This window comes from Pseudomonas kurunegalensis, from assembly GCF_030291635.1.
Classification (GTDB): domain Bacteria; phylum Pseudomonadota; class Gammaproteobacteria; order Pseudomonadales; family Pseudomonadaceae; genus Aquipseudomonas; species Aquipseudomonas monteilii.
The window spans coordinates 896,054-920,189 of the sequence record NZ_CP127871.1 but is presented as its reverse complement, the minus strand read 5'-3'; the positions used below and the strand labels follow the sequence as shown (position 1 = coordinate 920,189).

Annotated in this window: 24 protein-coding genes; 13 read left to right on the top strand and 11 right to left on the bottom strand. The window is 60.6% G+C overall.

Annotation, left to right across the window (positions count from 1 at the left end; genetic code table 11):
* Positions 1–48: 48 nt before the first annotated feature.
* From QQ992_RS04175 to QQ992_RS04165, 3 genes are read right to left on the bottom strand one after another with little or no spacing between them, the layout of a single operon-like run.
* Positions 49–519 (bottom strand): hypothetical protein, encoded by a 471-nt coding sequence (locus QQ992_RS04175; RefSeq protein ID WP_105945638.1) that lies wholly within the window; start codon positions 517–519, stop codon positions 49–51.
* A gap of 51 nt (positions 520–570) precedes the next feature.
* Positions 571–1,044, bottom strand: coding sequence for a WbuC family cupin fold metalloprotein (locus QQ992_RS04170; protein ID WP_286112307.1), 474 nt, complete (start codon positions 1,042–1,044; stop codon positions 571–573).
* A gap of 2 nt (positions 1,045–1,046) precedes the next feature.
* Positions 1,047–1,604: a hypoxanthine-guanine phosphoribosyltransferase gene (locus tag QQ992_RS04165; RefSeq protein WP_019099801.1), complete on the bottom strand. Its 558-nt coding sequence runs from the start codon at positions 1,602–1,604 to the stop codon at positions 1,047–1,049.
* Positions 1,605–1,766: 162 nt separating this feature from the next.
* Between QQ992_RS04165 and upp the strand changes: the two genes are divergently transcribed.
* Together upp and QQ992_RS04155 are read left to right on the top strand one after the other, a co-directional pair.
* Complete coding sequence (gene upp / locus QQ992_RS04160; RefSeq protein WP_011532223.1) at positions 1,767–2,405, top strand: uracil phosphoribosyltransferase; 639 nt, start codon at positions 1,767–1,769, stop codon at positions 2,403–2,405.
* Between the two features lie 2 nt (positions 2,406–2,407).
* Complete coding sequence (locus tag QQ992_RS04155) at positions 2,408–3,682, top strand: uracil-xanthine permease family protein (protein ID WP_286112305.1); 1,275 nt, start codon at positions 2,408–2,410, stop codon at positions 3,680–3,682.
* Positions 3,683–3,801: 119 nt separating this feature from the next.
* Here the strand turns inward: QQ992_RS04155 and hemH are convergent, their stop codons facing one another.
* Both hemH and QQ992_RS04145 read right to left on the bottom strand, forming a co-directional pair.
* Positions 3,802–4,815, bottom strand: coding sequence for a ferrochelatase (gene hemH, locus QQ992_RS04150; protein ID WP_286112304.1), 1,014 nt, complete (start codon positions 4,813–4,815; stop codon positions 3,802–3,804).
* Between the two features lie 13 nt (positions 4,816–4,828).
* Positions 4,829–5,734, bottom strand: a complete 906-nt coding sequence (locus tag QQ992_RS04145; RefSeq protein WP_286112302.1) for a TIGR01777 family oxidoreductase — start codon at positions 5,732–5,734, stop codon at positions 4,829–4,831.
* 187 nt (positions 5,735–5,921) lie between these two features.
* Between QQ992_RS04145 and QQ992_RS04140 the strand changes: the two genes are divergently transcribed.
* From QQ992_RS04140 to QQ992_RS04120, 5 genes are all read left to right on the top strand, one after another.
* Complete coding sequence (locus QQ992_RS04140; RefSeq protein ID WP_060500133.1) at positions 5,922–6,908, top strand: NAD(P)/FAD-dependent oxidoreductase; 987 nt, start codon at positions 5,922–5,924, stop codon at positions 6,906–6,908.
* A gap of 100 nt (positions 6,909–7,008) precedes the next feature.
* Positions 7,009–7,977 carry a YbgA family protein gene (locus QQ992_RS04135; protein WP_119368833.1) on the top strand — a complete coding sequence of 323 codons (969 nt, stop codon included), beginning with the start codon at positions 7,009–7,011 and terminating at the stop codon, positions 7,975–7,977.
* Entirely contained in the window at positions 7,967–8,866 is a 900-nt protein-coding gene (locus tag QQ992_RS04130; protein WP_286112301.1) for a MerR family transcriptional regulator, read from the top strand. Before QQ992_RS04135 ends, QQ992_RS04130 begins: the two co-directional genes overlap by 11 nt.
* Positions 8,857–10,284: a deoxyribodipyrimidine photo-lyase gene (phrB, locus tag QQ992_RS04125; RefSeq protein WP_286112300.1), complete on the top strand. Its 1,428-nt coding sequence runs from the start codon at positions 8,857–8,859 to the stop codon at positions 10,282–10,284. The genes QQ992_RS04130 and phrB overlap by 10 nt, the downstream gene beginning before the upstream one ends.
* A 13-nt stretch (positions 10,285–10,297) precedes the next feature.
* Positions 10,298–10,999: an SDR family oxidoreductase gene (locus tag QQ992_RS04120; RefSeq protein WP_286112298.1), complete on the top strand. Its 702-nt coding sequence runs from the start codon at positions 10,298–10,300 to the stop codon at positions 10,997–10,999.
* Positions 11,000–11,015: 16 nt separating this feature from the next.
* Here the strand turns inward: QQ992_RS04120 and QQ992_RS04115 are convergent, their stop codons facing one another.
* The 6 genes from QQ992_RS04115 to hemA form a co-directional block, all read right to left on the bottom strand.
* Entirely contained in the window at positions 11,016–11,534 is a 519-nt protein-coding gene (locus QQ992_RS04115; protein WP_286112297.1) for an acyloxyacyl hydrolase, read from the bottom strand.
* 101 nt (positions 11,535–11,635) lie between these two features.
* Positions 11,636–12,433 carry a glutamate racemase gene (gene murI, locus QQ992_RS04110; RefSeq protein ID WP_105945624.1) on the bottom strand — a complete coding sequence of 266 codons (798 nt, stop codon included), beginning with the start codon at positions 12,431–12,433 and terminating at the stop codon, positions 11,636–11,638.
* On the bottom strand, positions 12,426–13,181 hold the full coding sequence (locus QQ992_RS04105; protein ID WP_016713305.1) for a molybdopterin-synthase adenylyltransferase MoeB: 756 nt from the start codon (positions 13,179–13,181) through the stop codon (positions 12,426–12,428). The genes murI and QQ992_RS04105 overlap by 8 nt, the downstream gene beginning before the upstream one ends.
* Positions 13,175–14,005 (bottom strand): peptide chain release factor N(5)-glutamine methyltransferase, encoded by an 831-nt coding sequence (gene prmC, locus QQ992_RS04100; protein WP_019099809.1) that lies wholly within the window; start codon positions 14,003–14,005, stop codon positions 13,175–13,177. The genes QQ992_RS04105 and prmC overlap by 7 nt, the downstream gene beginning before the upstream one ends.
* A complete protein-coding gene (gene prfA / locus QQ992_RS04095; protein WP_016713307.1) occupies positions 14,005–15,087 on the bottom strand; it encodes a peptide chain release factor 1 in 1,083 nt (360 codons plus the stop codon). Before prfA ends, prmC begins: the two co-directional genes overlap by 1 nt.
* A complete protein-coding gene (gene hemA, locus QQ992_RS04090; RefSeq protein ID WP_105945622.1) occupies positions 15,084–16,361 on the bottom strand; it encodes a glutamyl-tRNA reductase in 1,278 nt (425 codons plus the stop codon). Before hemA ends, prfA begins: the two co-directional genes overlap by 4 nt.
* Positions 16,362–17,159: 798 nt before the next feature.
* Here hemA and QQ992_RS04085 point away from each other — a divergent pair.
* From QQ992_RS04085 to QQ992_RS04060, 6 genes are read left to right on the top strand one after another with little or no spacing between them, the layout of a single operon-like run.
* Positions 17,160–18,353 carry an MFS transporter gene (locus QQ992_RS04085; protein WP_286112295.1) on the top strand — a complete coding sequence of 398 codons (1,194 nt, stop codon included), beginning with the start codon at positions 17,160–17,162 and terminating at the stop codon, positions 18,351–18,353.
* A 23-nt stretch (positions 18,354–18,376) separates the two neighbouring features.
* Positions 18,377–18,994 (top strand): CDP-alcohol phosphatidyltransferase family protein, encoded by a 618-nt coding sequence (locus QQ992_RS04080; RefSeq protein ID WP_286112294.1) that lies wholly within the window; start codon positions 18,377–18,379, stop codon positions 18,992–18,994.
* 12 nt (positions 18,995–19,006) lie between these two features.
* Positions 19,007–20,317, top strand: coding sequence for an ATP-grasp domain-containing protein (locus QQ992_RS04075; protein ID WP_286112293.1), 1,311 nt, complete (start codon positions 19,007–19,009; stop codon positions 20,315–20,317).
* 59 nt (positions 20,318–20,376) lie between these two features.
* A complete protein-coding gene (locus tag QQ992_RS04070) occupies positions 20,377–22,737 on the top strand; it encodes a PEP/pyruvate-binding domain-containing protein (protein ID WP_286112291.1) in 2,361 nt (786 codons plus the stop codon).
* Positions 22,734–23,336 carry a type 1 glutamine amidotransferase gene (locus tag QQ992_RS04065; RefSeq protein ID WP_286112289.1) on the top strand — a complete coding sequence of 201 codons (603 nt, stop codon included), beginning with the start codon at positions 22,734–22,736 and terminating at the stop codon, positions 23,334–23,336. The genes QQ992_RS04070 and QQ992_RS04065 overlap by 4 nt, the downstream gene beginning before the upstream one ends.
* Complete coding sequence (locus QQ992_RS04060; RefSeq protein WP_286112287.1) at positions 23,333–24,058, top strand: phosphocholine cytidylyltransferase family protein; 726 nt, start codon at positions 23,333–23,335, stop codon at positions 24,056–24,058. The genes QQ992_RS04065 and QQ992_RS04060 overlap by 4 nt, the downstream gene beginning before the upstream one ends.
* Positions 24,059–24,136 lie beyond the last annotated feature (78 nt).

The window sequence follows — 24,136 nt, the reverse complement described above, 5'->3', positions numbered from 1 at the left end:
TCACGGAATTTCGAAGGCCGGCAGTGTACCCCCCGCAGGCCGCGTGCCTCAACGCGTACGTACGGTACCGGTGTGCAGGTCGGCCCAGATATGGCCGTTGCCATAGGTCAGAAACTGCACGTAGAGCGTTTCGTTGCGCAGCAGGTCCATGATCACCCGATAGTCGCTGACCGGGTAATTCAGGCTCAGGGTGCGGGTTTTTTCGTCATACACGGGTTTCTTCAGGCTCTTGGCCGCCTCACCGTCGAACGTCAGCAGCACCTGGGCAATGGTCGCGCCCTTGCTCAGCGGCTTGCCTTTCAGGCGCACCTGCAACGACGACGTGATCGGGATCGGCTGCTGATCGGACTGGCGCTGGGCCCCCACCACCACGGAGTAGTCGGTCACTTGCAGCAATTGCTGGCCGGTCGGCGCCTCCTGGCGTAAAGACAGGTCGTCAGGTGGCAGGAACTGACTGTGCAGCGGTGCGGCGGCGAGTGGCAGGCTGACTGCCAGCAGGAGGGGAAGAATCGCACGCATGTGAGGCTCCTTGTATGAAAGAGCACTCTAGCATGCCGTGTGCAGGCACTATCAATCGAACTGCGCGCGCATCCAGGCCTGATACGCGGCGACACCCTCTTCGCCTTCACGCGGCGCCCAGTGCGCATGCTCGCCCTCGCCCACTGGCCGATAAGGGCCGGCCTTGCATTCGAACAGCATGCTGTCTGGCTCCAGCACCACCAACCCATGGTAGGTGCCGGGTGGCAGGTCCACTCCCTGGCAGTCGCCGCCCGCCTGCAGCACCCGCTTGGCGGTTACCACGCCCTGCTCATCGAAGATCAGCAGGCCGAGGCGGCCCTTGAGCACGATCAGGGCTTCAGCCTTGTCGTCGCTCAGGTGGCGGTGCGGCGGAATGTAGGTATTCGGCTGCAGCCCCACCGCCATGCGGTGGCAAGGCTCTTCCATCTCATGGAAGTTGTGATGCTGCCGCCCGCGCGGGTTGGCGGCAGCCTTTTCGGCCAGCCCGGCGAACAGCGATTGGTCGATGAACGCAGGCTGGCGCATGGTCACAGCCCCTTGACGGCGAAGATGCCGTTGGCGTTGCGCCAGTAGCCTTTGTAGTCCATGCCGTAGCCGAAGATGTAGCGGTCGACGCACGGCAGGCCCACGTAGTTGGCCTTGAGGTCCGGGCTGGCCTTGCGGTCGTGGTCCTTGTCGATCAGTACTGCAGTGTGCACCGAGCGCGCGCCGGCATGCTTGCAGAACTCGATGATGGCGCTGAGGGTGTGGCCTTCGTCGAGGATGTCATCGACGATCAGCACGTCACGGTCGATGAACGACACTTCCGGTTTGGCCTTCCAGAACAACTCACCGCCGCTGGTCTGGTTGCGGTAGCGGGTAGCGTGCAGGTACGACGCTTCCAGCGGGAACTGCAGGTGAGTGAGCAGTTTGCCGGCGAAGATCAGGCCGCCGTTCATCACGCAGAACACCACCGGGTTCTTGTCGTGCAGGTCTTTACAGATCTGCTCGCCGACGTTGGCGATGGCCGCTTCGACTTCGGCTTCGTTGTACAGGCAGTCAGCTTCACGCATGACTTGACGGATATGCTCGAGATCGGCGGACATGGCGCTCTCCGGGGGGTGCATTTTGGAAAAGCGGGCAAAGGTACGCATCCGCTCGTCACAGATCAAGCATTTATGGACTAACGTCCAGAATGACCAGACGACAGCACAGGCTGAATAGATTAATCTAGCGCGGTTTTTTTGCCCGCCTTTCGGAGCCCCCCTATGCCCACTCGTGAGATCCGCCATCCGCTGATCCGCCACAAGCTCGGCCTGATGCGCCGTGCCGATATCAGCACCAAGAATTTTCGCGAACTCGCCCAGGAAGTCGGCGCGCTCCTGACCTACGAAGCCACCCAGGACCTGCCACTCGAAACCTACGAGATCGACGGCTGGTGTGGCAAGGTTCAAGTTGAAAAAATCGCCGGCAAGAAAATCACCGTGGTGCCTATCCTGCGCGCCGGCATCGGCATGCTCGACGGCGTGCTCAGCCTGATCCCGGGCGCCAAGGTGAGCGCCGTCGGGGTTGCCCGCAACGAAGAAACCCTGGAAGCCCACACCTACCTGGAAAAACTCGCGCCGGATATCAACCAGCGCCTGGCCCTGATCATCGACCCGATGCTGGCCACCGGCGGCTCGATGGTCGCCACCATCGACCTGCTGAAAAAGGCCGGCTGCAAAGAGATTCGCGCCATGGTGCTGGTTGCCGCGCCAGAAGGCATCGAAGTGGTGGAAAAAGCCCACCCGGATGTGCAGATCTACACCGCCTCCATCGACCAGCGTCTGAACGAACACGGCTACATCGTGCCGGGCCTGGGCGATGCCGGTGACAAGATCTTCGGCACCAAGCAAAAGGACGCCTGACCATGCAGGACGGCTTCAACGACCCGCTCTGGCGCCAGGTCGTTTCGGGCGCGCAGATGCTCTTCGTGGCATTCGGCGCGCTGGTGCTGATGCCATTGATCACCGGCCTCGACCCGAACGTCGCGCTGTTCACCGCCGGCATCGGCACCCTGCTGTTCCAGCTGGTCACCGGCCGCCAGGTACCGGTGTTCCTGGCCTCCAGCTTTGCCTTCATCACCCCGATCATCCTCGCCAAAGGCCAGTTCGGCCTGGCCGAGACCATGGGCGGCGTGATGGCCGCAGGCTTCGTGTACACCTTCATGGGCCTTATGGTGAAAATCAAAGGCACCGGGTTCATCGACCGCATGCTGCCGCCGGTGGTGATCGGCCCGGTGATCATCTCCATCGGCCTGGCCATGGCACCGATTGCTGCCAACATGGCAATGGGCAAAGGCGGGGACGGCGCAGCACTGATGCCGTACAAGACCGCCATGATGATCTCCATGCCAGCCCTGCTGACAACACTGATCGTCGCCGTGTTCGGCAAAGGCATTTTCCGCCTGGTACCAATCATCTCCGGCGTGCTGGTGGGCTTTGCCCTGTCGTTCGCCTTTGGCGTGGTCGATACCGCCAAGATCGCTGCTGCACCGTGGCTGGAGATTCCCAACTTCACCGCACCGGCGTTCAACTGGCAGGCCATCCTGTTCATCGTTCCGGTAGCCCTGGCTCCGGCGATCGAGCACATTGGCGGGGTGATCGCAGTGGGCAGCGTGACCGGCCGTGACTACCTGAAAAAGCCTGGCCTGCACCGCACCCTGCTAGGTGACGGCCTGGCTACCACGGCAGCCGGTCTGTTTGGCGGCCCGCCCAACACCACTTATGCCGAAGTGACCGGCGCGGTGATGCTGACCAAGAACTACAACCCGAAGATCATGACCTGGGCGGCGGTCTTCGCCATCACCTTGGCGTTCATCGGCAAGTTCGGCGCGCTGCTGCAAAGCATCCCGGTGCCGGTGATGGGCGGCATTCTGTGCCTGCTGTTCGGCTCGATCGCGGCGGTGGGCATGAACACCATGATCCGCCACAAGATCGACCTGGCCGAAGCGCGCAACCTGGTGATCGTGTCGGTCACCCTGGTGTTCGGAATTGGCGGCGTGCTGATCGGCAGCGGTGACGGCCCGGATGACTGGGGCCTGAAAGGCATCGCCCTGTGCGCCATCGTGGCGATTGCCCTGAACCTGATCTTGCCGGGCAATGATGGCTGGAAGCACAAGAAGCTGGATGATCAGCAGTCCTGAGATCTTGGGGCTGCTTCGCAGCCCTTTCGCGACACAAGGCCGCTCCTACAGGGGACCGCGATTTCCTTGTAGGAGCGGCCTTGTGTCGCGATAGGGCCGCAAAGCGGCCCCTCAGCTACTCAGGCCTTTTCACACATATCCGCCAACACCCTCACCCACTCCGGGTGATCATTCAGGCACGGCACCAGCACCAGCTCCCGCCCGCCGGCCTCGACAAACTGCTCGCTGCCACGCATGCCGATCTCTTCCAGTGTCTCGATGCAGTCAGCCACGAACGCCGGGCACATCACCAACAGCTTCTTCACCCCTGCCTTGCCCAGCTCATCCAGCCGCGCTTCGGTGTAGGGCTCGATCCACTTGGCCCGCCCCAGCCGCGACTGGAACGACACCGACCACTTGCCATCCGGAATGCCCATCTTCTGCGCAAAGGCCTTGGCCGTGGCCAGGCACTGCCCGCGGTAGCACACCGCACGCATCTCGGCGCTGGCATCCTTGCAGCAGTCCGCAGCCTGGAAGTCGTGTTTGCCGGTCGGGTCCAGCTTCTTCAGGTGCCGCTCCGGCAAGCCGTGGAAGCTCAGCAACAGGTGGTCGTAATCCTGCTCCAGGTACGGACGCGCGCTGGCGGCCAGCGCCTCGATGTAGTCCGGATGCTCGTAGAACGGTTGCAGCACGCGCATCTGCAACGGTAACTGACGCTCGTTGACCGTCTGCCTGGCCAGCTCGACCACAGTGGTCACCGTGCTGTCGGCGAACTGTGGATAAAGCGGTGCCAAGGTCACCTTGCGTACACCCTGGGCCGCCAGGCGCTCCAGCACGTCAGGCAGGGCCGGCTGGCCATAGCGCATGGCAATTTCCACCGGGCCGTGGGGCCAGTGTTCGAGCATGGCGGCCTGCAGACGACGGGTCAGCACCACCAGCGGCGAGCCCTCCTCCCACCAGATCGAGCCATAGGCATGCGCCGACTGCTCCGGGCGCTTGACCAGGATCAGCGACACCAGTAGCCGCCGCACCGGCCAGGGCAGGTCGATCACGTACGGGTCCATGAGGAACTGGTTGAGGTAACGGCGTACATCGGCCACCGAGGTGGAGGCCGGGGAACCCAGGTTGACCAGCAGCAGGGCGTGATCGGTCATGCAGCGTCCTATGTCAGAGGCGGCTGGACAAGTTGTCCAGGGCCGATTGCAGATCGTTGAAGCGGAAGGTGAAGCCAGCCGCCAACAAGCGTACCGGGCGTGCCCGCTGGCCACCCAGCAGCAAGGTCGACAGCTCGCCCAGGCCAGCCTTGAGCAGCAGTGCCGGCACCGGCAGCAACGCCGGCCGATGCAAGGTGCGCCCCAGACGCCTGGCGAACTCGCGGTTGCGCACCGGCTCCGGGGCGCAGGCATTATAAGGACCGCTGGCATCCTTGTGCTGCAAGAGAAAATCAATCAGGGCGACCTGGTCGTCTATATGGACCCACGGCATCCACTGCCGACCATCACCCAAAGGCCCGCCCAGCCCCAGCTTGAAGGGCACGCGCAGCCGCGACAAAAAGCCGCCATCGCTGGCCAGCACCAGCCCGGTTCGCACCAGCACCACGCGGATGCCCTGTGCCTGGGAACGCAGGGCCGTTTCCTCCCAGGCAATGCATAACTGGCTGGCGAAATCTTCACGCACCGGCGGTGATGCCTCGGTCAGCTCGCGCTCACCACCATCACCGTACCAACCGACCGCAGAGCCGGAGATCAGCACGTCTGGTCGCTGCTCGCGGGTACCCAGCCAGCTCAGCAACTGCTCGGTCAGGGTAACGCGGCTGGCCCACAGCAGGTTACGCCGGGCTGCCGTCCAAGGCCGGTCGGCAATCGGCGCGCCGGCCAGGTTGACCACCGCATCCAGGTGATCGTCCGCGTCCAGTTGCTCCAGGCGGGCAATGCCACGCACACCACTGCCACACATTTTCGGCACTTGCTCAGGTCGCCGGCTCCACACCGTCAGGCGATGGCCTTGGCCAAGCCAGTGCTGGCAGAGGTGCCTGCCTATCAACCCGGTGCCGCCTGTCAGCAATATATGCATGGCTGTGTCCTCGCAGAATGCGGCGGTGGTCTATTTTTAACATCAAGGCACTTTTTTGACCCGACGCTCTCGGATAAACATAGGCCAACCTGCCCGCCAAAGCGGAATAACCTTATACAGAAATTCTGGATTGTACAGGTTTGCCTGACAGCGTAGTCTGCTTACAGCAAGGTTTGAAGAGGCCATCATGACAGTACCTATCGCCATCATCGGGGCCGGTATCGCCGGCTTGTCAGCTGCCCAGGCCTTGCAGAAGGCGGGGCAATCCGTGCATTTGTTCGACAAAGGCCATGGCAGTGGCGGTCGCATGGCCAGCAAGCGCAGCGAAGCTGGCGCGCTCGACCTCGGCGCGCAGTATTTCACTGCCCGTGACCGGCGTTTCGTCGAGCAGGTACAACAGTGGGTCGCCGCTGGCTGGGCCGAGCAGTGGAAGCCGCAGCTGTACAACTACCGTGACGGCGAACTCACCCCCTCTCCCGACGAGCAGACGCGCTGGGTGGGCGTGCCCCGCATGAGTGCCATCACCCGTGGCTTGCTCAAGGATGTGACGGTGAACTTCGGCTGCCGCATCGCCGAGGTGTTCCGCGGCAAACAGTACTGGCACCTGCAGGACACCGAAGGCTGCAGCCATGGCCCCTACAGCCGCGTGGTGATCGCGGTACCGGCACCACAGGCTACGCCGCTGCTGGCTGCCACCCCAAAACTGGCTGCCGTGGCCGCTGGCGTGCAGATGGAGCCCACCTGGGCCGTCGCCCTCGCCTTCCAGGCGCCGCTGGATACGCCGATGCAAGGCTGTTTCGTGCAAGACAACCCGCTTGACTGGCTGGCCCGCAACCGCAGCAAACCCGGCCGTGACGAACAACTCGACACCTGGGTGCTGCACGCCACCTCTGACTGGAGCCGGCAACACATCGACCTGCCCAAGGAAGAAGTGATCGAACAGCTGTGGGGGGAGTTCGCCGAGCTGGTCGGCTGCGTGGTGCCGGCACCTACCTTCGCCCTGGCCCACCGCTGGCTCTATGCACGCCCCAGCAGCAACCACGAATGGGGCGCGCTGGCCGATGCCGACCAGGGCTTGTACGCGTGCGGCGACTGGTGCCTTTCCGGGCGCGTCGAGGGCGCCTGGCTCAGCGGCCAGGAAGCGGCACGGCGACTGCTCGAACACCTGGAATGATGCAGCGCTATACAAAAATAATGGTTTGCATAACTTCAGTGCTGTGCTGGAATAAACCTGTACAAGTTTTTTGTCATGTACAGGTTTACCGGAGGCAGCCATGCACGACCCTTCCACCCACAGCAAGCCGCGTATCGCCATCAGCGCCTGCCTGACGGGTCAAAGCGTGCGCTATAACGGCGGCCACAAGGCCTCCGACCTGTGCCTGACGCAGCTGGAACAACATTTCGACTGGCAGCCGGTGTGCCCGGAAGTGGCAATCGGCCTTGGCGTTCCGCGTGACCCTATCCGCCTGGTAGGCAACCCCGAACATCCCGAAGTAGTCGGCACCCGCAACCCCGGCATGGACCTGACCGGCCCGCTGCGCACGTATGGCGAACAAATGGCCGACGAGCTCGACGACATCTGCGGCTACATCTTCATGCAGAAATCACCGTCTTGCGGGCTGGAACGGGTCAAGGTCTATCAGGACAACGGCCACCCGGCCTTCCAGGGAGGACGCGGCGTCTACGCCCAGGCGTTCTGTGTGAAACGCCCGGATCTCCCCGTGGAAGAAGAAGGCCGCCTGCACGACGCCGTGCTGCGAGAGAACTTCATCAGCCGCGTGTATGCCTACGCCGACTGGCAGCGCCTGCTGGCCGAAGGCCTTAGCCGTGGCGCGCTGGTGCGCTTCCATTCGCGTTACAAATACCTGGTGATGGCCAACAACCCCCAGGCCTACCGCACCCTCGGGCGCCTGCTGGGTAGCATGAGCCGCGATGACGACCCGCAAAGCATCGGCCCGCGCTACTTCAGCCAACTGATGCAGGCCCTGCGTCGCTGCGCCAGCCGCGGAACCCACAGCAACGTGCTGCAGCATCTCTGCGGCTATTTCAAGGACAGCCTGACGCAACAGGACAAAGCCGAACTGCAGACGGTCATCGGCCAGTATCAAAAAGGCGTGGTACCGCTGGTGGTGCCACTGACCCTGCTCAAGCACCATTTACGCAATCACCCTGACCCCTACCTGCAGCAGCAAGCGTACCTGCAGCCGCACCCCGAAAACCTGGGCTTGCGCAATGCCGTCTGAAACCTTGTTGCCCATCGGTGAGCTGGCCCGTCGCACCGGCGTCAACCCGGTCACCCTGCGCGCCTGGGAACGCCGATATGGCCTGCTCAAGCCACAGCGCACCGCAAAAGGGCACCGCCTGTACCCCCTGGAACAGGTCGAACGGGTCGAAGCCATCCTTGCCTGGCTGCAGCGGGGGGCTTCGGTCGGGCAAGTGCGCGAGCTGCTCGACAAACCCTCCAGCACTGCACCCAAAGGCGACTGGCAGGCCCGGCAGCTCCAGCTGATCGAGGCTATCGCCAACCTGTCACAGCGTGCCCTTGACCACCAGCTCAACCAGGCAATGGCGCTGTACCCCGCCGTTACCCTGTGCGAACAATTGCTGCTGCCACTGCTCGACCTGCTCGACCTGCGCTGGCGCAATTACTTCAACGCGCAACTGGAGCAGGTGTTTTTCCACAGCTGGTTACGCAGCAAGCTCGGCGCCCGCGTGTACCACGACAACCAGTTGCTGCAGGGCCCGGCAGTATTGCTGGTGGAAGACGGTGAACGTGCTTTCAGCCCCGGTTTATGGCTATGCGCCTGGTTGTTCACCAGCAACGGTTTCCCGGTAGAAGTGCTGGAGCACCCGGTCACCGGCCCGCACCTGCAACGTGCCGTAAGCACACTTGCCCCGCGTGCCGTGCTTCTGCACCTGGGGCCACGCGTTGATGGCAAGGCACTGCAACGCGCCCTGCACAACCTGCCCGTGAAAACCTTGGCCGGTGGTGCGACGTTGGTACTGCACGAAGCGCAGCTGCGTGCCCTCGAGCTGCCAGACCTCGCCCTGTTCGACACCCCTCAGGCGGCATTGCGCTTGCTTCAAGCCCATGACCGCCAGCCTGAAGAGACGCCTGCACCATGCATTTGACCTGGCTGCGCAGTGACCTGCGCATCGATGACAACACTGCGCTCAGCGCCGCCAGTGAACTCGGCCCGACCATCGCCCTGTGGCTGGTCAGCCCCGCTCAGTGGCTCGCCCACGACGACGCTGCCTGCAAAGTCGACTTCTGGCTGCGCAACCTGCGCGACGTGCGCCAGTCGCTGGAAGGCCTGAATATTCCCCTGTTGATCCGCAACATCGACACCTGGGACCAGGCACCACAGGCCGTGCTTGAGGTATGCCGCCAGCATCAGGTGGCAAGCGTTCACTGGAATGAAGAGTACGGCATCAACGAACAGCGCCGTGACGATGCCACCCGAGCCCTGCTGGAAAAGTCGGGCATTCAGGCACACAGCCACCTCGACCAGCTGTTCTTCCGCCCGGGCACAGTCCTCACTCGCAGCGGTGACTACTTCCAGGTTTTCAGCCAGTTCAAAAAAACCTGTCTGGAGCACCTGCACCGCAGCCTGCCAGCCATGGCTCACCGGGTTAAACAGCAAGCGCCCCTGCAGATCCAGAGCGACCCGATTCCGCAGCATGTAGAGGGTTTTGAAAAGCCCGAGCGCGCCCTGCAAGCACATTGGCCAGCGGGTGAAGCCGAAGCGCAGGGGCGGTTGTCTCGCTTTCTCGATGAAACCATTGATGACTACCAGCAACTGCGTGACCTGCCAGCCAAACCCGGCACCAGCCAGCTTTCGGCCTACCTGGCCGCGGGGGTGATCTCGCCACGCCAGTGCCTGCACGGTGCCCTGGCCAGCAACCGGGGCGAGCTCGACAGCGGCAGCGCCGGCGTGCAAACCTGGATCAACGAGCTGCTGTGGCGCGAGTTCTACAAGCACATCCTGACCGGTTACCCACAGGTCTCGCGCCACCGCGCCTTCCGCGCGCAAACCGAAGCGTTGCCTTGGCGCGATGCCCCGGCAGATCTGGAAGCCTGGGAACAGGGGCGCACGGGTTTCCCGATCATCGACGCCGCCATGCGCCAGTTGTTGCACACCGGGTGGATGCATAACCGCCTGCGCATGGTGGTGGCCATGTTCCTCAGCAAGAACCTGCTGATCGACTGGCGCAAGGGCGAGCGCCACTTCATGCGCCACCTGATAGACGGTGACCTGGCCGCGAACAACGGCGGCTGGCAGTGGAGCGCGTCTACCGGCACCGATGCAGTGCCCTATTTCCGTATCTTCAACCCGATTTCGCAGTCACAACGTTTCGACCCGCAGGGGCGGTTCATTCGGCACTGGCTGCCGGAACTACGTGACCTGGACGATAAAACTATCCATGAACCCGTGAAATTCAGGGATCTTTTTGATAATAATTTGTATCACTGTCCAATGGTGAATCTCAGTAGCAGTCGCCAGCGTGCACTGGAAGCCTTCAAGGGGCTACCACGTCGGCAGAATTAGAGGGCACAACGTCTTGACTAACTCACGCAGTTTTTGGGTTACAGGCGCCAGCAACGGATTAGGTCTGGCTTTGGTGGAACGCTTGCTCGAACAGGGCCATCGCGTTGCCGCCAGTGCTAAGGAAAGCGATGAATTGAGCGCCTTGGCGGCACAGCATGGGCGGCGCTTCTTGCGCCTGCCCTGGCAGTTGCATGCCGATGGGCATGCGGCGGATGCGTGCCAGCAGATATGCCATGCCTGGTGCACGCTGGATGGCCTGATCCTCAACGCCGGCACCAGCGACTACCTGGATGCCCCCCTGGCGGGCAGCGATGTGTTCGAGGCAATTGTCACCAGCAACCAGGTGGCGGGTGAACATAGCCTTGCCAATGCGCTGCCTTTGCTGTTGAAAGGTGAATCACCGCAGGTGATGGCCGTTTTCAACCGTTATTCGGCGCTGCAGCTGTACGCACCCACCCAGGTGAGCGCCGGCTGGAACAACATGCCGCAATGGATGCGTGAACAGCGCAAGACGCTGAAAGGCCAAGGAATAGACGTTACGGTGGTCAGCCCACAATCGCTGAAAACACCCGTGACGCCGGCGCATGCCATACCAGAGGAATGGACGCCGCAGCGTGCGGCTGAAGAACTGCTGCGGCGGTGGCCACAGAGAGAGCCAGAGCTGGTGCTGGAAACACTTGATCTGAGCAGTCTATGGCCGCTGCCACGTAGCTAGGCGGCTAACGTGCGGCCTACAGCGCCATACGGTAATGCAGGCTGTAGCTCTCTACTCCATCGTTGGGCTCTTTGATGCCCGCGTTGGAGTAGTGAATGGCCCGCACGCCGATCTCATGACCGCCGGCAAAGCGCAAGCCAAAGCCGATGCGGTCTTCGAACTGGAATGCCGAGCCCAGCTCGTTGCTTTCCAGCTCGGTGCTGGAGAACGCTGCAACACCGATTCCCGCCTCGATGTATGGCTTCACCGACTCCCCGGCAAACTCATAGACGAACACTGGCGCAAACGACAGGCTATGGTTGCTTGCCGTCTTGTCGCCATCCCAGTAGGTGTATGCCCCATCCCAATAGCCGGTCAGGCGACCGACGCTGGTTTGCCACCAGCTTGCATCCCAGTTCGATTGCAGCCCCAGCCGGTAGACCATGGTCGAATCGCCGGTCTGCCCCACTGAAAAAGAAACGTCCGCAGCTTGCGCCGCCAGTACTTGCCCCAGGGTAAAGGCAGCAGTCGCCGCCAAGCCGAGCAGCTTTTTCATGAGCAACATCCTTCTTTGCTGTTATTAGTGTCCGCCTCATGTCAGGCAAAGCGGTAGAAAGCGGCAGTGGAACGATAGTTCAGCTAGTTTTCACGTTTTTTTCACAACGCAAAGCTTTGCACACTGCCGGACTTATGCCACAGCAAAGGTAGGATTTTTCTGAGAGATTGCGGATCGGCACTGGTCCAGAAGCGGGTATCCCGGGCCGGCCCATCGGCCAGCAGGTCATTCGCGCCCAGCAGCCGCTGCAACTGGCGCGCCACCGCGGCGCCGGTGTCGATGATGGCCACATCGGCTGGCACCATGCCGGCCAGCAACGGGCGCAGGAAGGGGTAATGGGTGCAGCCCAGGATCAGCGTGTCGCAGCCAGCGGCCAGCAACGGCTGCACATAACCTTGCAACAACTGGCGCATTGCCGGGCTGGCCAGGTCGCCGGCCTCGATCAACTCGACCAGCCCCGGGCAAGGTTGGGTGATGACCTGTACGTCATTGGCAAAACGGTCGAGCAAGGCGGCGAACTTGGCGCTTTGCAGGGTACCGGTAGTGGCCAGCACACCGACCACGCCCGAGCGCGTGGCGGCGGCAGCAGGCTTCACCGCCGGTTCCATGCCCACCAACGGCCAGGTCGGGTACAACTCGCGCAGGTCGGCCACCGCCGCCACTGTGGCGGTATTGCAGGCCAGTACCATGGCCTTGGCGCCCTGTTCATGGAAGAACGCAGCAATGCGCCGCAGACGCTCCCGGATATAATCTGGCGACTTCTCGCCGTAGGGTATGTGGCCGCAATCGCCCACGTACAGCAGCGTCTCGTTGGGCAGCAGCCGCTGGATCTCGGCGAGCACCGACAAGCCGCCAACCCCGGAGTCCATTACGCCGATCGGCGCCGAACGCTCAGCCATCGCGCTTGCCGCAGACTGCACAGGCCGGGTCGCGCTTGACCCGCAATTCGCGGATGCGCGTGCCGAGAGCATCGATCAACAGCAGGCGGCCGACCAGCGGCTCGCCGAACCCGGCCAGCAGCTTCATCGCTTCCAGCGCCTGCAAGCTGCCTACCAGCCCCACCAGTGGGCCGATCACACCGGCTTCGCTGCACGTCAGCTCGGCTTCGCTGCCATGCCCGTACAGGCAGTGGTAGCAAGGGCTGTAGTCACGTCGCGGGTCGAACACCGACAACTGCCCTTCCAGGCGGATCGCCGCGCCGCTGACCAGCGGCTTGCCAGCCGCGACACATGCGGCGTTTACCGCCTCGCGGGTACCGAAGTTATCGGAGCAATCCAGTACCAGGTCGACCGCCGCCACGGCGGCAGCGAGCGAGTCCTCGTCCAGTGCCTGGCGGTGGGCAACCAGGCTGATTTCCGGGTTGATCGCCTCCAGGCGCTGCAAGGCCGAGTCAACCTTGCTCATGCCGACGCTGGCACTGTCGTGGATGACCTGGCGTTGCAGGTTGGTGAGGTCGACGGTGTCGAAGTCGGCCAGGTGCAGTTCACCCACCCCGGCGGCGGCCAGGTACAGGGCAACCGGCGAGCCAAGGCCACCGAGCCCGACGATCAGCGCCTTGCTCTGCTTGAGCCGCAACTGGCCATCGATGTCGATCTGGGCCAGCAGTACCTGCCGGCTGTAACGCAACAGTTCCTCATCACTCAGCATGGCAGGCGCCCCAGGGTAATGCGTTCATGGCCGCCCAGGTCCGTGCGGCTGGCAACCTCGATAAAACCGTGTTCCGCCAGCAAGGCGCGTACCGCTGCTGCCTGATCGTAGCCATGCTCCAGCAACAACCAGCCCCCTGGCAACAGGTGCGCAGGGGCCTGGGCGGCGATCACGCGCAGGTCGTCCAGGCCATCGACGCCAGCGACCAGCGCACTGCTGGGCTCGAAGCGCACGTCACCGGCCACCAGGTGCGGGTCTGCAGCTGCGATGTAGGGCGGGTTACTGACAATCAGGTCAAAACGCTCGCCGACCAGGCTGTCGAACCAGTGGCTTACCCGCACCTGGGCATTAGCCAGGCCCAGGCGCTGGCGGTTGCGCTCAGCCAGGGCAGCGGCTTCTTCTACCCGGTCAACCGCAGTCACTTGCCAGGCCGGGCGATCGCTGGCCAAGGCCAGGGCAATCGCGCCCGTACCGGTGCCCAGGTCCAGCACCTTGGCTGGCGAGGCGGGTTGCAGTTCGAGGGCCGTCTCGACCAGCAGCTCGGTGTCTGGCCGCGGGATCAGGGTATGCGGCGCCACTTCCAGGTCGATTGTCCAGAAGCCCTGCTGCCCGAGGATGTAAGCGACCGGCTCGCCGCCACGGCGGCGCTGCAGGTAACCCGCGTAAGTCTCGGCATCTTCGCTGCTGACGATACGCTCAGGCCAGGTGTGCAGGTAGCTGCGCGACTTGCCAATGGCAGCTGCCAGCAGCAGTTCGGCATCCAGCCGTTCGGTGGGCGATTCAGGCAACTGCGCGTTGCGCAGCAGGCTGGCGATGATGGTCATCAGTCCCCCAGGGCGGCCAGTTGATCGGCCTGGTATTCGGCCAGTAGCGGTTCGATCACCGCCTCTACGCCACCACTGAGGATGTCGTCCAGCGAGTACAGGGTCAGGTTGATGCGGTGGTCGGTCACTCGGCCCTGTGGATAATTGTACGTGCGGATGCGCTCGGAGCGGTCGCCAGAGCCCACCAGCAGCTTGCGTTCGCTGGCGATGGCATTCTGTGCTGCGCTGGTCTGCATGTCGTTGAGCTTGGCCGACAGCCAGGACATGGCACGGGCACGGTTCTTGTGCTGCGAACGCTCTTCCTGGCACTCGACCACGATGCCGGTAGGCAAGTGGGTGATGCGGATGGCCGAGTCGGTCTTGTTCACGTGCTGGCCACCGGCACCGGAGGCGCGGTAGGTGTCCACGCGCAGGTCGGCCGGGTTGATTTCGATGGCGGCCTGTTCGTCCGGCTCGGGCAGCACCGCCACCGTGCATGCGGAGGTGTGCACACGGCCCTGGGATTCGGTCTCGGGCACGCGCTGGACGCGGTGAGCGCCCGACTCGAACTTGAGCTTGCCGTAAACGTTTTCACCCTCGACACGGGCGATGATTTCCTTGTAGCCGCCGTGCTCGCCTTCGTTCTCGGACAGAATCTCCAGGCGCCAGCCACGCTTTTCAGCGTAGCGCGAATACATGCGGAACAAGTCGCCAGAGAAGATCGCCGCCTCGTCACCACCGGTGCCGGCGCGGATTTCGAGGAACACGTTGCGACCATCGTTAGGGTCTTTGGGCAACAGCATGCGTTGCAGCTGCGCCTCCAGCGTCAACAGTTGCTCCTTGGCTTCACGCACTTCTTCCACGGCCATTTCGCGCAGGTCCGGGTCACTGTCCTTGAGCAGCGCCTGGGCGCCTTCGAGGTCGTCCTGCACTTTGCGCCACTCTTTATAAGCAGCGTAGACCGGCTCGACCTCGGCGTACTCACGGGAATACGCGCGAAAGCGTGTCTGGTCGGAAATGACCTCGGCGTCACCGAGCAGGGCGGTGAGTTCTTCGAAGCGGTCCTGGAGGATTTCCAGTTTGTTCAGCAGCGACGCTTTCATTGCGGGGATTTGTCCGTGGAGCCCTCGTTGAGGGCAAAGAGTTCCTGGGCCATGGCCAGCGCATCGAGGCGGCCCTCGGCCGAGAGCTTTTTCAACTGCACGCTGGGCGCATGCAGGAGTTTGTTGGTCAGGCCCCGGGCCAGTTGGGCCAGCACGTCTTCGGGGTTGCCGCCGTTCGCCAGCAGGCGCTGGGCTTTCTGCAGTTCTTCGTCGCGCAAGCGCTCGCTCTGCTGGCGATAGGCCTTGAGCACATCCACCGCAGCCAGTTCACGCAGGCGCAGCATGAAGTCTTCGGCGCCCACCGACACCAGCTCTTCGGCGGCCTGGGCTGCGCCCTGGCGGCTCTTGAGGTTTTCCGCCACCACGTCGTGCAGGTCATCGACAGTGTACAGGTAGACATCGTCCAGTTCGCCGACTTCAGGTTCGATGTCGCGCGGCACGGCGATGTCGACCATGAAGATCGGCTTGTGCCGGCGCTGCTTGAGCGCACTCTCGACCGCGCCTTTGCCCAGGATCGGCAACTGGCTGGCGGTGGAGCTGATGACGATGTCGCTGTTGGCCAGCTCCTGGGGGATGTCGGCCAGCAGCACGGCATGCGCACCGAACTGCTCGGCCAGCGTGCTGGCGCGTTCCAGGGTGCGGTTGGCCACGACGATACGACGTACGCCCTGCTCGTGCAGGTGGCGGGCGACCAGGGTGATGGTTTCACCGGCACCGATCAGCAAGGCCTGGCTGCGACCCAGGTCGGCGAAGATCTGCTTGGCCAGGCTGACCGCGGCAAACGCCACCGAAACCGGGTTTTCGCCGATTGCGGTGTCGGTACGCACCTGCTTGGCGGCGCTGAAGGTGGCCTGGAACAGGCGCCCGAGCAACGGGCCGACAGTACCTGCTTCACGCGCCACGGCGTAGGCCGACTTCATCTGGCCAAGAATCTGCGGCTCGCCGAGCACCAGCGAGTCCAGGCCCGAGGCCACGCGCATCATATGCTTCACGGCATCGTGCTCTTCGTGCACGTAGGCGCTGGCGCGCAGCTCGTCAAGGCTGAGGCGGTGATAGTCGGCCAGCCATTGCAGCACGGCGTCGGCGGACAGGTGGTCCTGCTCTATATAGAGCTCGCTGCGGTTGCAGGTCGACAGGATCGCCGCTTCGCGGCTGGATGTCAGTCGGCAGAGCTGCTGCAGGGCGTCTACCAGCTGCTCTGGGGTAAACGCCACGCGCTCGCGTACGTCTACCGAGGCAGTCTTATGGTTGATACCAAGTGCAAGAAAGGCCATGCAAGGTCGCTGGTTGTGACGGGAAGCCGATAATTGTCCTCTTTCGCAGGTTTTTGGACAACCACCGTTCGCTATTGTACTGATAGTCCTGCGGCTATCGCCCTTTCGTAGCCTGCCCTAGCGGTGTTTTCAGGTCTTGCCGGCTTTTGATCCTGATCTTGATCTTCGCGACGTCAGGAGGCCGAACGCAAGCCTTGCGCAGGGAGGTGACGGGCATGGATGCCCGTCAAGCGCTGTGCCCCAGGATGGGGCCTGCAGCGCGGTCCTCCCGGGAGCAAGCCCTACGCTCGGCCTCCTGAAGTCGCAATCTGCAGCGCCTGATCATCCGCGCGCTTAGAGGCGACAGTAACAGCAAAAGCCAGAGCCATCGGCTCGACATCGCCCTATCCAACTACGCCGACCGGGTCGAGAAGACTTTTGAGATATTTCCAAAAGATTTATCCACAGTTTTGTAGTCCATTTCCTAAATACATGCCCAGCTGTTGCCCTACCCTCCTTCCGGACCTAGTCTTGACGCCGCTACATCGATATTCCTCACCGAGACAGCGATACGAGTGCGATAGCATTGAGCCGTCAGCCAGTCGGTTTATTTCTAGCTATTAATTTTGCCGATGATTAGAAGCTTTGTTGATGAGGATTAGCAAAGGCAATGACAAACTGGAATGATGCACACTTACTTGGTGACACACCAACAACAAGCATTTTTACATTTCAGTTTTGTTAAGCTCATCTTAAAAACGACTCCCCATATAGGGCATGCTTCGTGCATGGCAGGAAGTTATATAATAGGCGCGAGCAATGGAAGAATTTGCAGCATCTCGCAGACACTCAGTGCTTCTTTGGGGCGTTAACTTGTGTGCTATTTCGGCCTCTACGCTGAGCTACATTTATTTCTCCTACTATATTTATGCTCATACTGCTAGCCTATTACTTTCCCAAGTGGTGCTGTTTGCACCAATGGTTCTGCCGGTAATTCTTGTCGCTCCAATCTACCGTCTGGCTGACTATCTAGCGCCACGCACCTTGCTGTGGAGTGCCAACTTGCTGTCGCTGGGCTGCGCGGCGGTCACCTACAAGATCCTGCCACACCATGTGGAAGTCGCCGTGCTAGGCGCGGTAGTCATTGGCACCCTGGATGCGCTGCAACGGGTAGGGCGTATTGTTGCCATCAAGTGTTATTTCCCGGGTGCGCAAATCGCCAGCTCAGTGCCTCTGACACTCACCGCACAATTCATTGCCGGCGGCCTGGCAGGCATCAGTCTGCTACTGTTCAAAGCCAACATGACGCCTGGGTTAGCCCTGCTCATTACTGTCAGTCTTTTTTCCATCGCGGCTTTGGCGGCCTATCTACTACCTGCGCCAACAAAGCCTCCGATCACCGTGCAGGTCGCACCAAGACTATTGACTGCCCTTGGTTCGCTTTTGCAGGAGTATCCCGCGCTACGCCTCAGCCTTTATCAGTTCATCGTCTTCGTCAGCCTTTTTCAGGGCTTCTTCAATGTGTCCAGGGTGCTGTTACCGGCCCATGTGCTGGGCTTGGGAGAGGTTTATGTCGGTTTGTTGCAGGCCGTCAATAGTGTGGCAGCTTTGGTGGGCGCAGTACTGTTCTATCGTTTGGGCAAGTGTAATGTGCAACCGCTACCTATGCCGATGGCTGTCGTCAGCGGCCTGTTCATGATGCTCGCAGCGTTCGGCCATGATATTCAGTCCAGTTACATCGCGTATTTTTTCTACATATTCTTTTTCGAACTGGCATTTTTCAAGTTGCAAGCCGATCTTGTCAGGAACACACCTATCAGTGCCATGCCGTTGATGGCATCTGTCCAGTATGCGGGGGTCTACTTAGGTATGATAATCACCATCTTCGTCGGCTCAATGCTGGTTAAGTATGCTGGCCTATTCAGCACGAGCATTATCTTCGTTGCTTTCTATTTCGTCGCATCCAACGCACTGCGAACGACCGTTGCGATCAAGGGAAAACAACCTGTCTAAATAATTTCTTCAAGGAGAAAAATATGCCCACATTGGCGCGTGTATTTCCGTTCGTCCGTCTTTTGGATTTGGCGAACATATTAACAATGTTCAATATCGGCCTGGCCTTCGGTACTGTTTATTTTGCGTTGCAAAGACGGTTCGCTCTGGCGGCGACGGTGATTTGCCTGGCCGCGATGCTCGACTTCCTTGACGGCCACATAGCCCGGCGCTACCTGGCGGCGAACAGCGCGCAACGGGCCTTCGGCAAGCATCTAGACAGTTTTGCCGACTTGCTCAATTTCAGCATCACGCCAGCCCTTGTCATCCTAATCCTCGACCAGTCTCTTTCGGCCACGCTGGTCGCAGCAACTCTGGTTTTCACAGCCATTTTGCGGCTATCGCTGTTTGGCATGCCCAGCACATCGGCTGGCGGGGGATATCAGGGGCTACCCACCACATATTCAGGATTTGTCTTTGCGTTGGCGCTGATGGGGCTATCGACCGGGCATTACGGTGCCGGTGTGATCGTCGGCCTGGTGGCCCTGGTCGGCATCCTCCAGGTCACCAGCTTGAGAGTTCCCAAGTATGGCGCACCTTCGACGGTCGCTTGCTTCGCAATGCTGTTCGGGCTCAGCACTATTTACTTTCATCCCTGGTAATCCGAGGTTCCAATGAAACATGTGGTTTTCGTCGACAGCACCGTAAGCGGCCTGCTGGCTTTTGAGGCAGCCAAACGGCTTGGCTGCCATGTCACCTTCATTCATCAGCGCGACGCCTCGTTCCTGACGATCTCGATCAAGGACGACACCTCCCGTCTCGAGCCTTACCTGCGATATGTGGATGCTTATTTGCGTATCGATAATCTGGAAGACGGCGAATTCAGCCAGTTGTTGGCCAACCTGCACGCAGAGCGTCCTATTGACGCCCTGATCTCCACCTCTGAAGCAGCCATAGTACCGGTGGCGCGTGAGGCCCAGCGCATCGGCACCCTCTACCCGAGGTACGAAGCTCTGTGCGGGGCGGTATACAAGAGTCGACTGCGCGAAACGCTGCGGGCACACGGACTACGCTCCCCTGATTTTGAAGTACTAAGCGAGGAGCAACTGATCAACGGGGTCGTTCCGAGTTTGTCGCTGCCATTCGTTGTCAAGCCGACCCGAGGATTCGCCAAGCAGTTTTCCGCCATTTGCCATAGCCAGACCGACTTTGACGCCTTTCTCGCCGAGCTGCGCCAGAGTCGCAAGGGTGCTGATCCTATGATCGACCACTTGGTAAGCCGCGACTATCTGGTCGAGCAATACATCGACGGTACATTGCATTCAGCGGAAGTCATCGTCCAGGACGCCAAGGTCTCCTGCTTTGCGACCACCATCCGTTTCCGCGCCGACTATAGCGAAATATTAGAAATGACCGCGACCATGCCGTCAGGCCTTGACGCAGCACAGCGCGACGAGATCAAAGCATATGTACAGGCGGTGTTCAGCGCTCTGGGGCTGGATGTTGGCCTTTATCATGTTGAACTGTTGCGCGATGCCAAAGGCCCCTGTCTAGTGGAGATCAATGCACGCATGATGGGTAGCGTAGCGCCGCAGATGTACCGGATGCTGACCGGCATCGACCCGTTCGAACTGCTAGTCCGTCTGCACCTGGGCGAGCCCATTCTAATTGACGACTCAGTGCTTCAGCGCGCAGGTAGCGTCGTAACTGTCGCCTCCCGCAATGGCGGTCATATCGCCCACGACTACGACCCCGACACCCTACAGCCATTACTGGACAAGTACGCCATCCGGTTTTGCACCGCCCACGTTGCGCCTGGCCAGGCGGTAAACGTCTATAGAGGCAACATCGGCACAATTGGCCACGTCATCGTTGAGGACGACTGCCCCCACTCTGCTGCGAAAAAGGGCAATCGCTTCCTGCGCGAGCTGTCCTCACTTTACGGCCTTGAGCTCGCGACTTATACCGGCGCCGAGTTGGCTTAAACCTGACATGAACTGACAGCCCCCTGCAACGGACTGATTCGACTGATTAGGGAAGACATATGCACTCAGTAAATCCTTCTCCCGTTTTCGCTTTTTCCGGCAAGGCCGATACCCTGCAGCAACTGGCACCACTTCTGAGCACCGGGCAAGTGTTGCCCCTTCATCGATTCACCGTGGCACAGTGGCGGGAGGACTGGCAGGCAGTGATCGCGCACTGTCAGGCGTTCTTCGGCGATGAGCCGCTGATTGTACGATCCAGCTGCCTAGCCGAAGACCGCGACGGCCATTCCGGTGCAGGAATGTACGCGTCAGTTCTAGATGTGCGTGGCGGCCAGGCACTCGGCGAAGCTATCAAGACGGTGATCGCCTCCTACGGCCTAGCTCGCGAGCGCGATGAGGTGCTTGTGCAGCAGATGGCGAGAGGAGTATTGGCCAGCGGAGTGGCGATGACCCGTGATCCCGAGACGGGTTTGCCATATTACGTAGTTGACTATGTACCAGGTGCCAGCACTGACGGTGTCACTGCCGGCAACGAGACTGTGCACGCTTTCGTCTCCCTTGGCAGCGAGGCGGCAAGCGAGCCTGCGGAATTACCAGGGCTGTTTGCGTTGCTCGAAGAGGTACAAGTTCTAACCGGGCGCGATGCCTTGGACATAGAGTTCGCGATCACTGTCGATGGCCCTCTGCTATTCCAAGTGCGTCCCATGACCGCGGATGGGCCCCGTAATGCCAGCGCACTTGCCGACGCCCAACTACGCAAAGTTTTGGAGCACGAGGTCTCCCAGCTCGAAGAGCTGATCTGCAAGCAACACCATCTGCGTCCTACGTCGACCGCCTTCCTTGGCCTTATGCCGGACTGGAACCCGGCGGAAATGATCGGTACCAAGCCGCGTGCGCTAGCCTACTCGCTATATAAGGAGCTGATCACTGACCTTAATTGGGCCTCTGCCAGATTCCGATACGGCTACCGGGATCTGCGGCGCAAACCGCTGATGTACCAGGTGGGTGGCTCTCCTTACATCTGCATTGCCCACAGCATCGAGTCATTCATCCCTGCCTCGGTACCTCAAGATGTTGCCGAGCGCGTAGTCCAACAGTGCGGCGAGTACTTGGCCATGCATCCTCATCTGCATGACAAGATCGAGTTCGCGATCATTCCTACTTGCTTCACGCCAGAGCTTACTAGCCCCGGTGCCGCTGCCGCGCTGCCGGCGTTCCGGACTCTTAGTACCGAGCAGCACGAATGCTACTTGAACGAGCTACGCCAGTTGACCGAGCACATTATTTCCCCCAGCGGCCCGTTCTTCTCCGACCTGACACGTCTACCGAGTATTACTGACAAGGTGCAAAGTTTAATGGCGGGGCAACCTCGGGGCGAGTCCTTGCAACGTATGAGGAATGCTCTATCGGCGGCCAACGTGGTCGCTGAAGTATTCGCTGGCGCTGCCCGTGCAGCGTTCGTAGGTACCGCAATAATTAAATCGCTGGAAACAGCGGGGGTAGTATCTGCCGGTTTCATCGATCATGTGACCGGAGGGGTCAATAGTATCGGTCGCGAGATGGCCAGCGATTTCCAGACGTTGCATAAGGACGATTTCCTAAAGCTACACGGTCATGTCCGGCCGGGTACCTACGATATACGTGTGGCACGCTACGACGAGACTCCGGAGAGTTATTTTGACTGGCAGCGCCCATTACAACGCCCCCAAAAATCTACGAACGGGCTAACTGTATCTCGGGCCCAGGTCAACGCCATTCAGCAAGCTTTCGACCAGTGTAGTCTTAACGTTTCCGCCGAGCAGTTCCTCCAATTTGCTCAGGCCGCTATTGCATCGCGCGAGAAGCTCAAATACCTCTATTCAGCGTTTGTTTCGGATGTTTTGCGCTCACTATGCGATTGGGGTGAGGTACATGGTCTTGACCGCGACCAAATCAGCTTTGCGCAAATCACCGACTTTACCAGCGTTTACGCCGACATCGATCGCAAACGTTTACACCAAGCGATTGCCCACAACCGCAGCCGCTGGTATGAAACGCAGTTAGTCCGTACGCCAAGTATCATCTGTCAGCCGCAAGATCTATTCGGCCATCGAGTGCACTGGTGCAATCCCAACTTCATCACTCGAAGTGCCACTCATGCGCGGGTGGCCCATGTGCTTCCAGGGCAATTGGCACCGGACATAGAGGGTTGCATTGTCTTAATCGAAAACGCTGATCCGGGTTTTGACTGGATTTTTACCCACCGCATTGCTGGTTTCATCACCGCCTACGGAGGCGAGAACTCGCATATGTCGATCCGAGCCCGAGAGTTCGCCATTCCCGCAGCTATCGGCGTGGGCGATACTCGATTCAAAACCCTACTGGCGGCGACAAGCCTGCTGCTCGACTGCGCCGAGCGGCGTATACAGGTGCTGGCATGATTTTGGTTGGGCTGACCATGCTCAGGCAGTTCAACGCCGAACGCCAGGAATGGCGGGACGCGCTCGACCAGCGCTGGGTTGAATTCTTAGACCAATGTGGGCTGACCCCGCTGTACCTTCCAAACGATCCGAGAGTCAGCATGGCGCTAGTCCAATCATTGCGCCCTCAGGGCCTCCTGCTTACTGGTGGAGGGAGTTGCCAGGCCCTGAGTGGGACAGCCGACACACGCGACGCCACTGAGAGGGTCTTGCTTGATCTTGCGGAAAATCTACGGCTTCCGGTGCTCGGTGTATGCCGCGGCATGCAGGTAATGTTGACGCGAGCTGGCGGCACGTTGGAACGCTTGGCCGGCCATGTAGGTGAGCACATGATCAACATGCAAGAACAACGGCGGCGAGTGAATTCCTATCATGAATACGGCTTTCGCGAGGCGCCCGACGGCTACCGCGTACTAGCCCTGGCCGACGACGGCGTGATCGAGGCTGTGCATGACGACCACCGTCGGCATACCGGGATCATGTGGCACCCCGAGCGAGAACAACCTGCAGATCCATTGGATATTCAACGCGTGCGACATGCCTTTGGAGCTTTTTCATGAAAGCCATAATTCTTGCTGCTGGTCGCGGGAGTCGCTTACAAGCCCTGACCGATGAACGCCCCAAAGCCTTGGTACCCTTTAACGGCGTGCCACTGCTACGGCGCGCGATTGAAACGCTCCGTCGATGCGATGTCAGCGAGGTTGGCATCGTTGCAGGCTATCGAAGCGAAATGCTTGCACCATTCGCCGACACTTTGTTTCACAACCACCGCTGGCACAGCTCCGGTATTTTCAGCTCACTAAATTGCGCCAGCGGTTGGTTGAGCGCAGAGCCTTGCCTTGTTAGCTACGGTGACATCTTCTACGACAGCACCCTAGTATCCGAGCTAATTAACCATCCAGCCGATATTGTCCTGGGCTACGATCCCGCTGCAGTGCGTCTATGGCAGCAACGCTTCAACGATCCGCTACCAGACCTTGAGAACTTCCGCTTAGTCGATGGATGGGTGAGCGCTATTGGACAGACCGCTACCAGTCTTGAAGTCATTCAGGGCCAGTACATGGGCTTGTTCAAAGTCACGCCAGCGGGTTGGCAGGCGTTGAAAAAGCAATTGCAAGGGCTCACGCCTCAGGCACGCGACCAAACTGACATGACATCGCTTTTAGGGGCAATAGTCAGCGAAGGTTTTCCAGTCGCCGGTGTGGCGACGCACGCTCCTTGGGGAGAAATTGACTGCCCCAGCGACGTGGCACTATACGAGCGGATCTATCCTGACCGGTGATCTCGACAAAATTGTCGGTGCGACTAACACTGACGGTAAATTCGAGGATCGCGGCGGGTAAATGGCTCAAGGTTTTTC

What these genes read in the sequence shown, in the direction of transcription:
- QQ992_RS04105 (WP_016713305.1), bottom strand. Translation starts at nt 13,181, where the DNA reads ATGCTGAGTGATGAGGAACTGTTGCGTTACAGCCGGCAGGTACTGCTG.
- QQ992_RS04145 (WP_286112302.1), bottom strand. Translation starts at nt 5,734, where the DNA reads ATGCATATATTGCTGACAGGCGGCACCGGGTTGATAGGCAGGCACCTC.
- QQ992_RS04135 (WP_119368833.1), top strand. Translation starts at nt 7,009, where the DNA reads ATGCACGACCCTTCCACCCACAGCAAGCCGCGTATCGCCATCAGCGCC.
- prmC (WP_019099809.1), bottom strand. Translation starts at nt 14,005, where the DNA reads ATGACCATCATCGCCAGCCTGCTGCGCAACGCGCAGTTGCCTGAATCG.
- hemH (WP_286112304.1), bottom strand. Translation starts at nt 4,815, where the DNA reads ATGACCGATCACGCCCTGCTGCTGGTCAACCTGGGTTCCCCGGCCTCC.
- QQ992_RS04080 (WP_286112294.1), top strand. Translation starts at nt 18,377, where the DNA reads ATGCCCACATTGGCGCGTGTATTTCCGTTCGTCCGTCTTTTGGATTTG.
- QQ992_RS04140 (WP_060500133.1), top strand. Translation starts at nt 5,922, where the DNA reads ATGACAGTACCTATCGCCATCATCGGGGCCGGTATCGCCGGCTTGTCA.
- murI (WP_105945624.1), bottom strand. Translation starts at nt 12,433, where the DNA reads ATGGCTGAGCGTTCGGCGCCGATCGGCGTAATGGACTCCGGGGTTGGC.
- QQ992_RS04115 (WP_286112297.1), bottom strand. Translation starts at nt 11,534, where the DNA reads ATGAAAAAGCTGCTCGGCTTGGCGGCGACTGCTGCCTTTACCCTGGGG.
- upp (WP_011532223.1), top strand. Translation starts at nt 1,767, where the DNA reads ATGCCCACTCGTGAGATCCGCCATCCGCTGATCCGCCACAAGCTCGGC.
- hemA (WP_105945622.1), bottom strand. Translation starts at nt 16,361, where the DNA reads ATGGCCTTTCTTGCACTTGGTATCAACCATAAGACTGCCTCGGTAGAC.
- QQ992_RS04175 (WP_105945638.1), bottom strand. Translation starts at nt 519, where the DNA reads ATGCGTGCGATTCTTCCCCTCCTGCTGGCAGTCAGCCTGCCACTCGCC.
- QQ992_RS04155 (WP_286112305.1), top strand. Translation starts at nt 2,408, where the DNA reads ATGCAGGACGGCTTCAACGACCCGCTCTGGCGCCAGGTCGTTTCGGGC.
- QQ992_RS04170 (WP_286112307.1), bottom strand. Translation starts at nt 1,044, where the DNA reads ATGCGCCAGCCTGCGTTCATCGACCAATCGCTGTTCGCCGGGCTGGCC.
- QQ992_RS04065 (WP_286112289.1), top strand. Translation starts at nt 22,734, where the DNA reads ATGATTTTGGTTGGGCTGACCATGCTCAGGCAGTTCAACGCCGAACGC.
- QQ992_RS04075 (WP_286112293.1), top strand. Translation starts at nt 19,007, where the DNA reads ATGAAACATGTGGTTTTCGTCGACAGCACCGTAAGCGGCCTGCTGGCT.
- QQ992_RS04060 (WP_286112287.1), top strand. Translation starts at nt 23,333, where the DNA reads ATGAAAGCCATAATTCTTGCTGCTGGTCGCGGGAGTCGCTTACAAGCC.
- QQ992_RS04130 (WP_286112301.1), top strand. Translation starts at nt 7,967, where the DNA reads ATGCCGTCTGAAACCTTGTTGCCCATCGGTGAGCTGGCCCGTCGCACC.
- QQ992_RS04165 (WP_019099801.1), bottom strand. Translation starts at nt 1,604, where the DNA reads ATGTCCGCCGATCTCGAGCATATCCGTCAAGTCATGCGTGAAGCTGAC.
- phrB (WP_286112300.1), top strand. Translation starts at nt 8,857, where the DNA reads ATGCATTTGACCTGGCTGCGCAGTGACCTGCGCATCGATGACAACACT.
- QQ992_RS04085 (WP_286112295.1), top strand. Translation starts at nt 17,160, where the DNA reads ATGGAAGAATTTGCAGCATCTCGCAGACACTCAGTGCTTCTTTGGGGC.
- QQ992_RS04070 (WP_286112291.1), top strand. Translation starts at nt 20,377, where the DNA reads ATGCACTCAGTAAATCCTTCTCCCGTTTTCGCTTTTTCCGGCAAGGCC.
- prfA (WP_016713307.1), bottom strand. Translation starts at nt 15,087, where the DNA reads ATGAAAGCGTCGCTGCTGAACAAACTGGAAATCCTCCAGGACCGCTTC.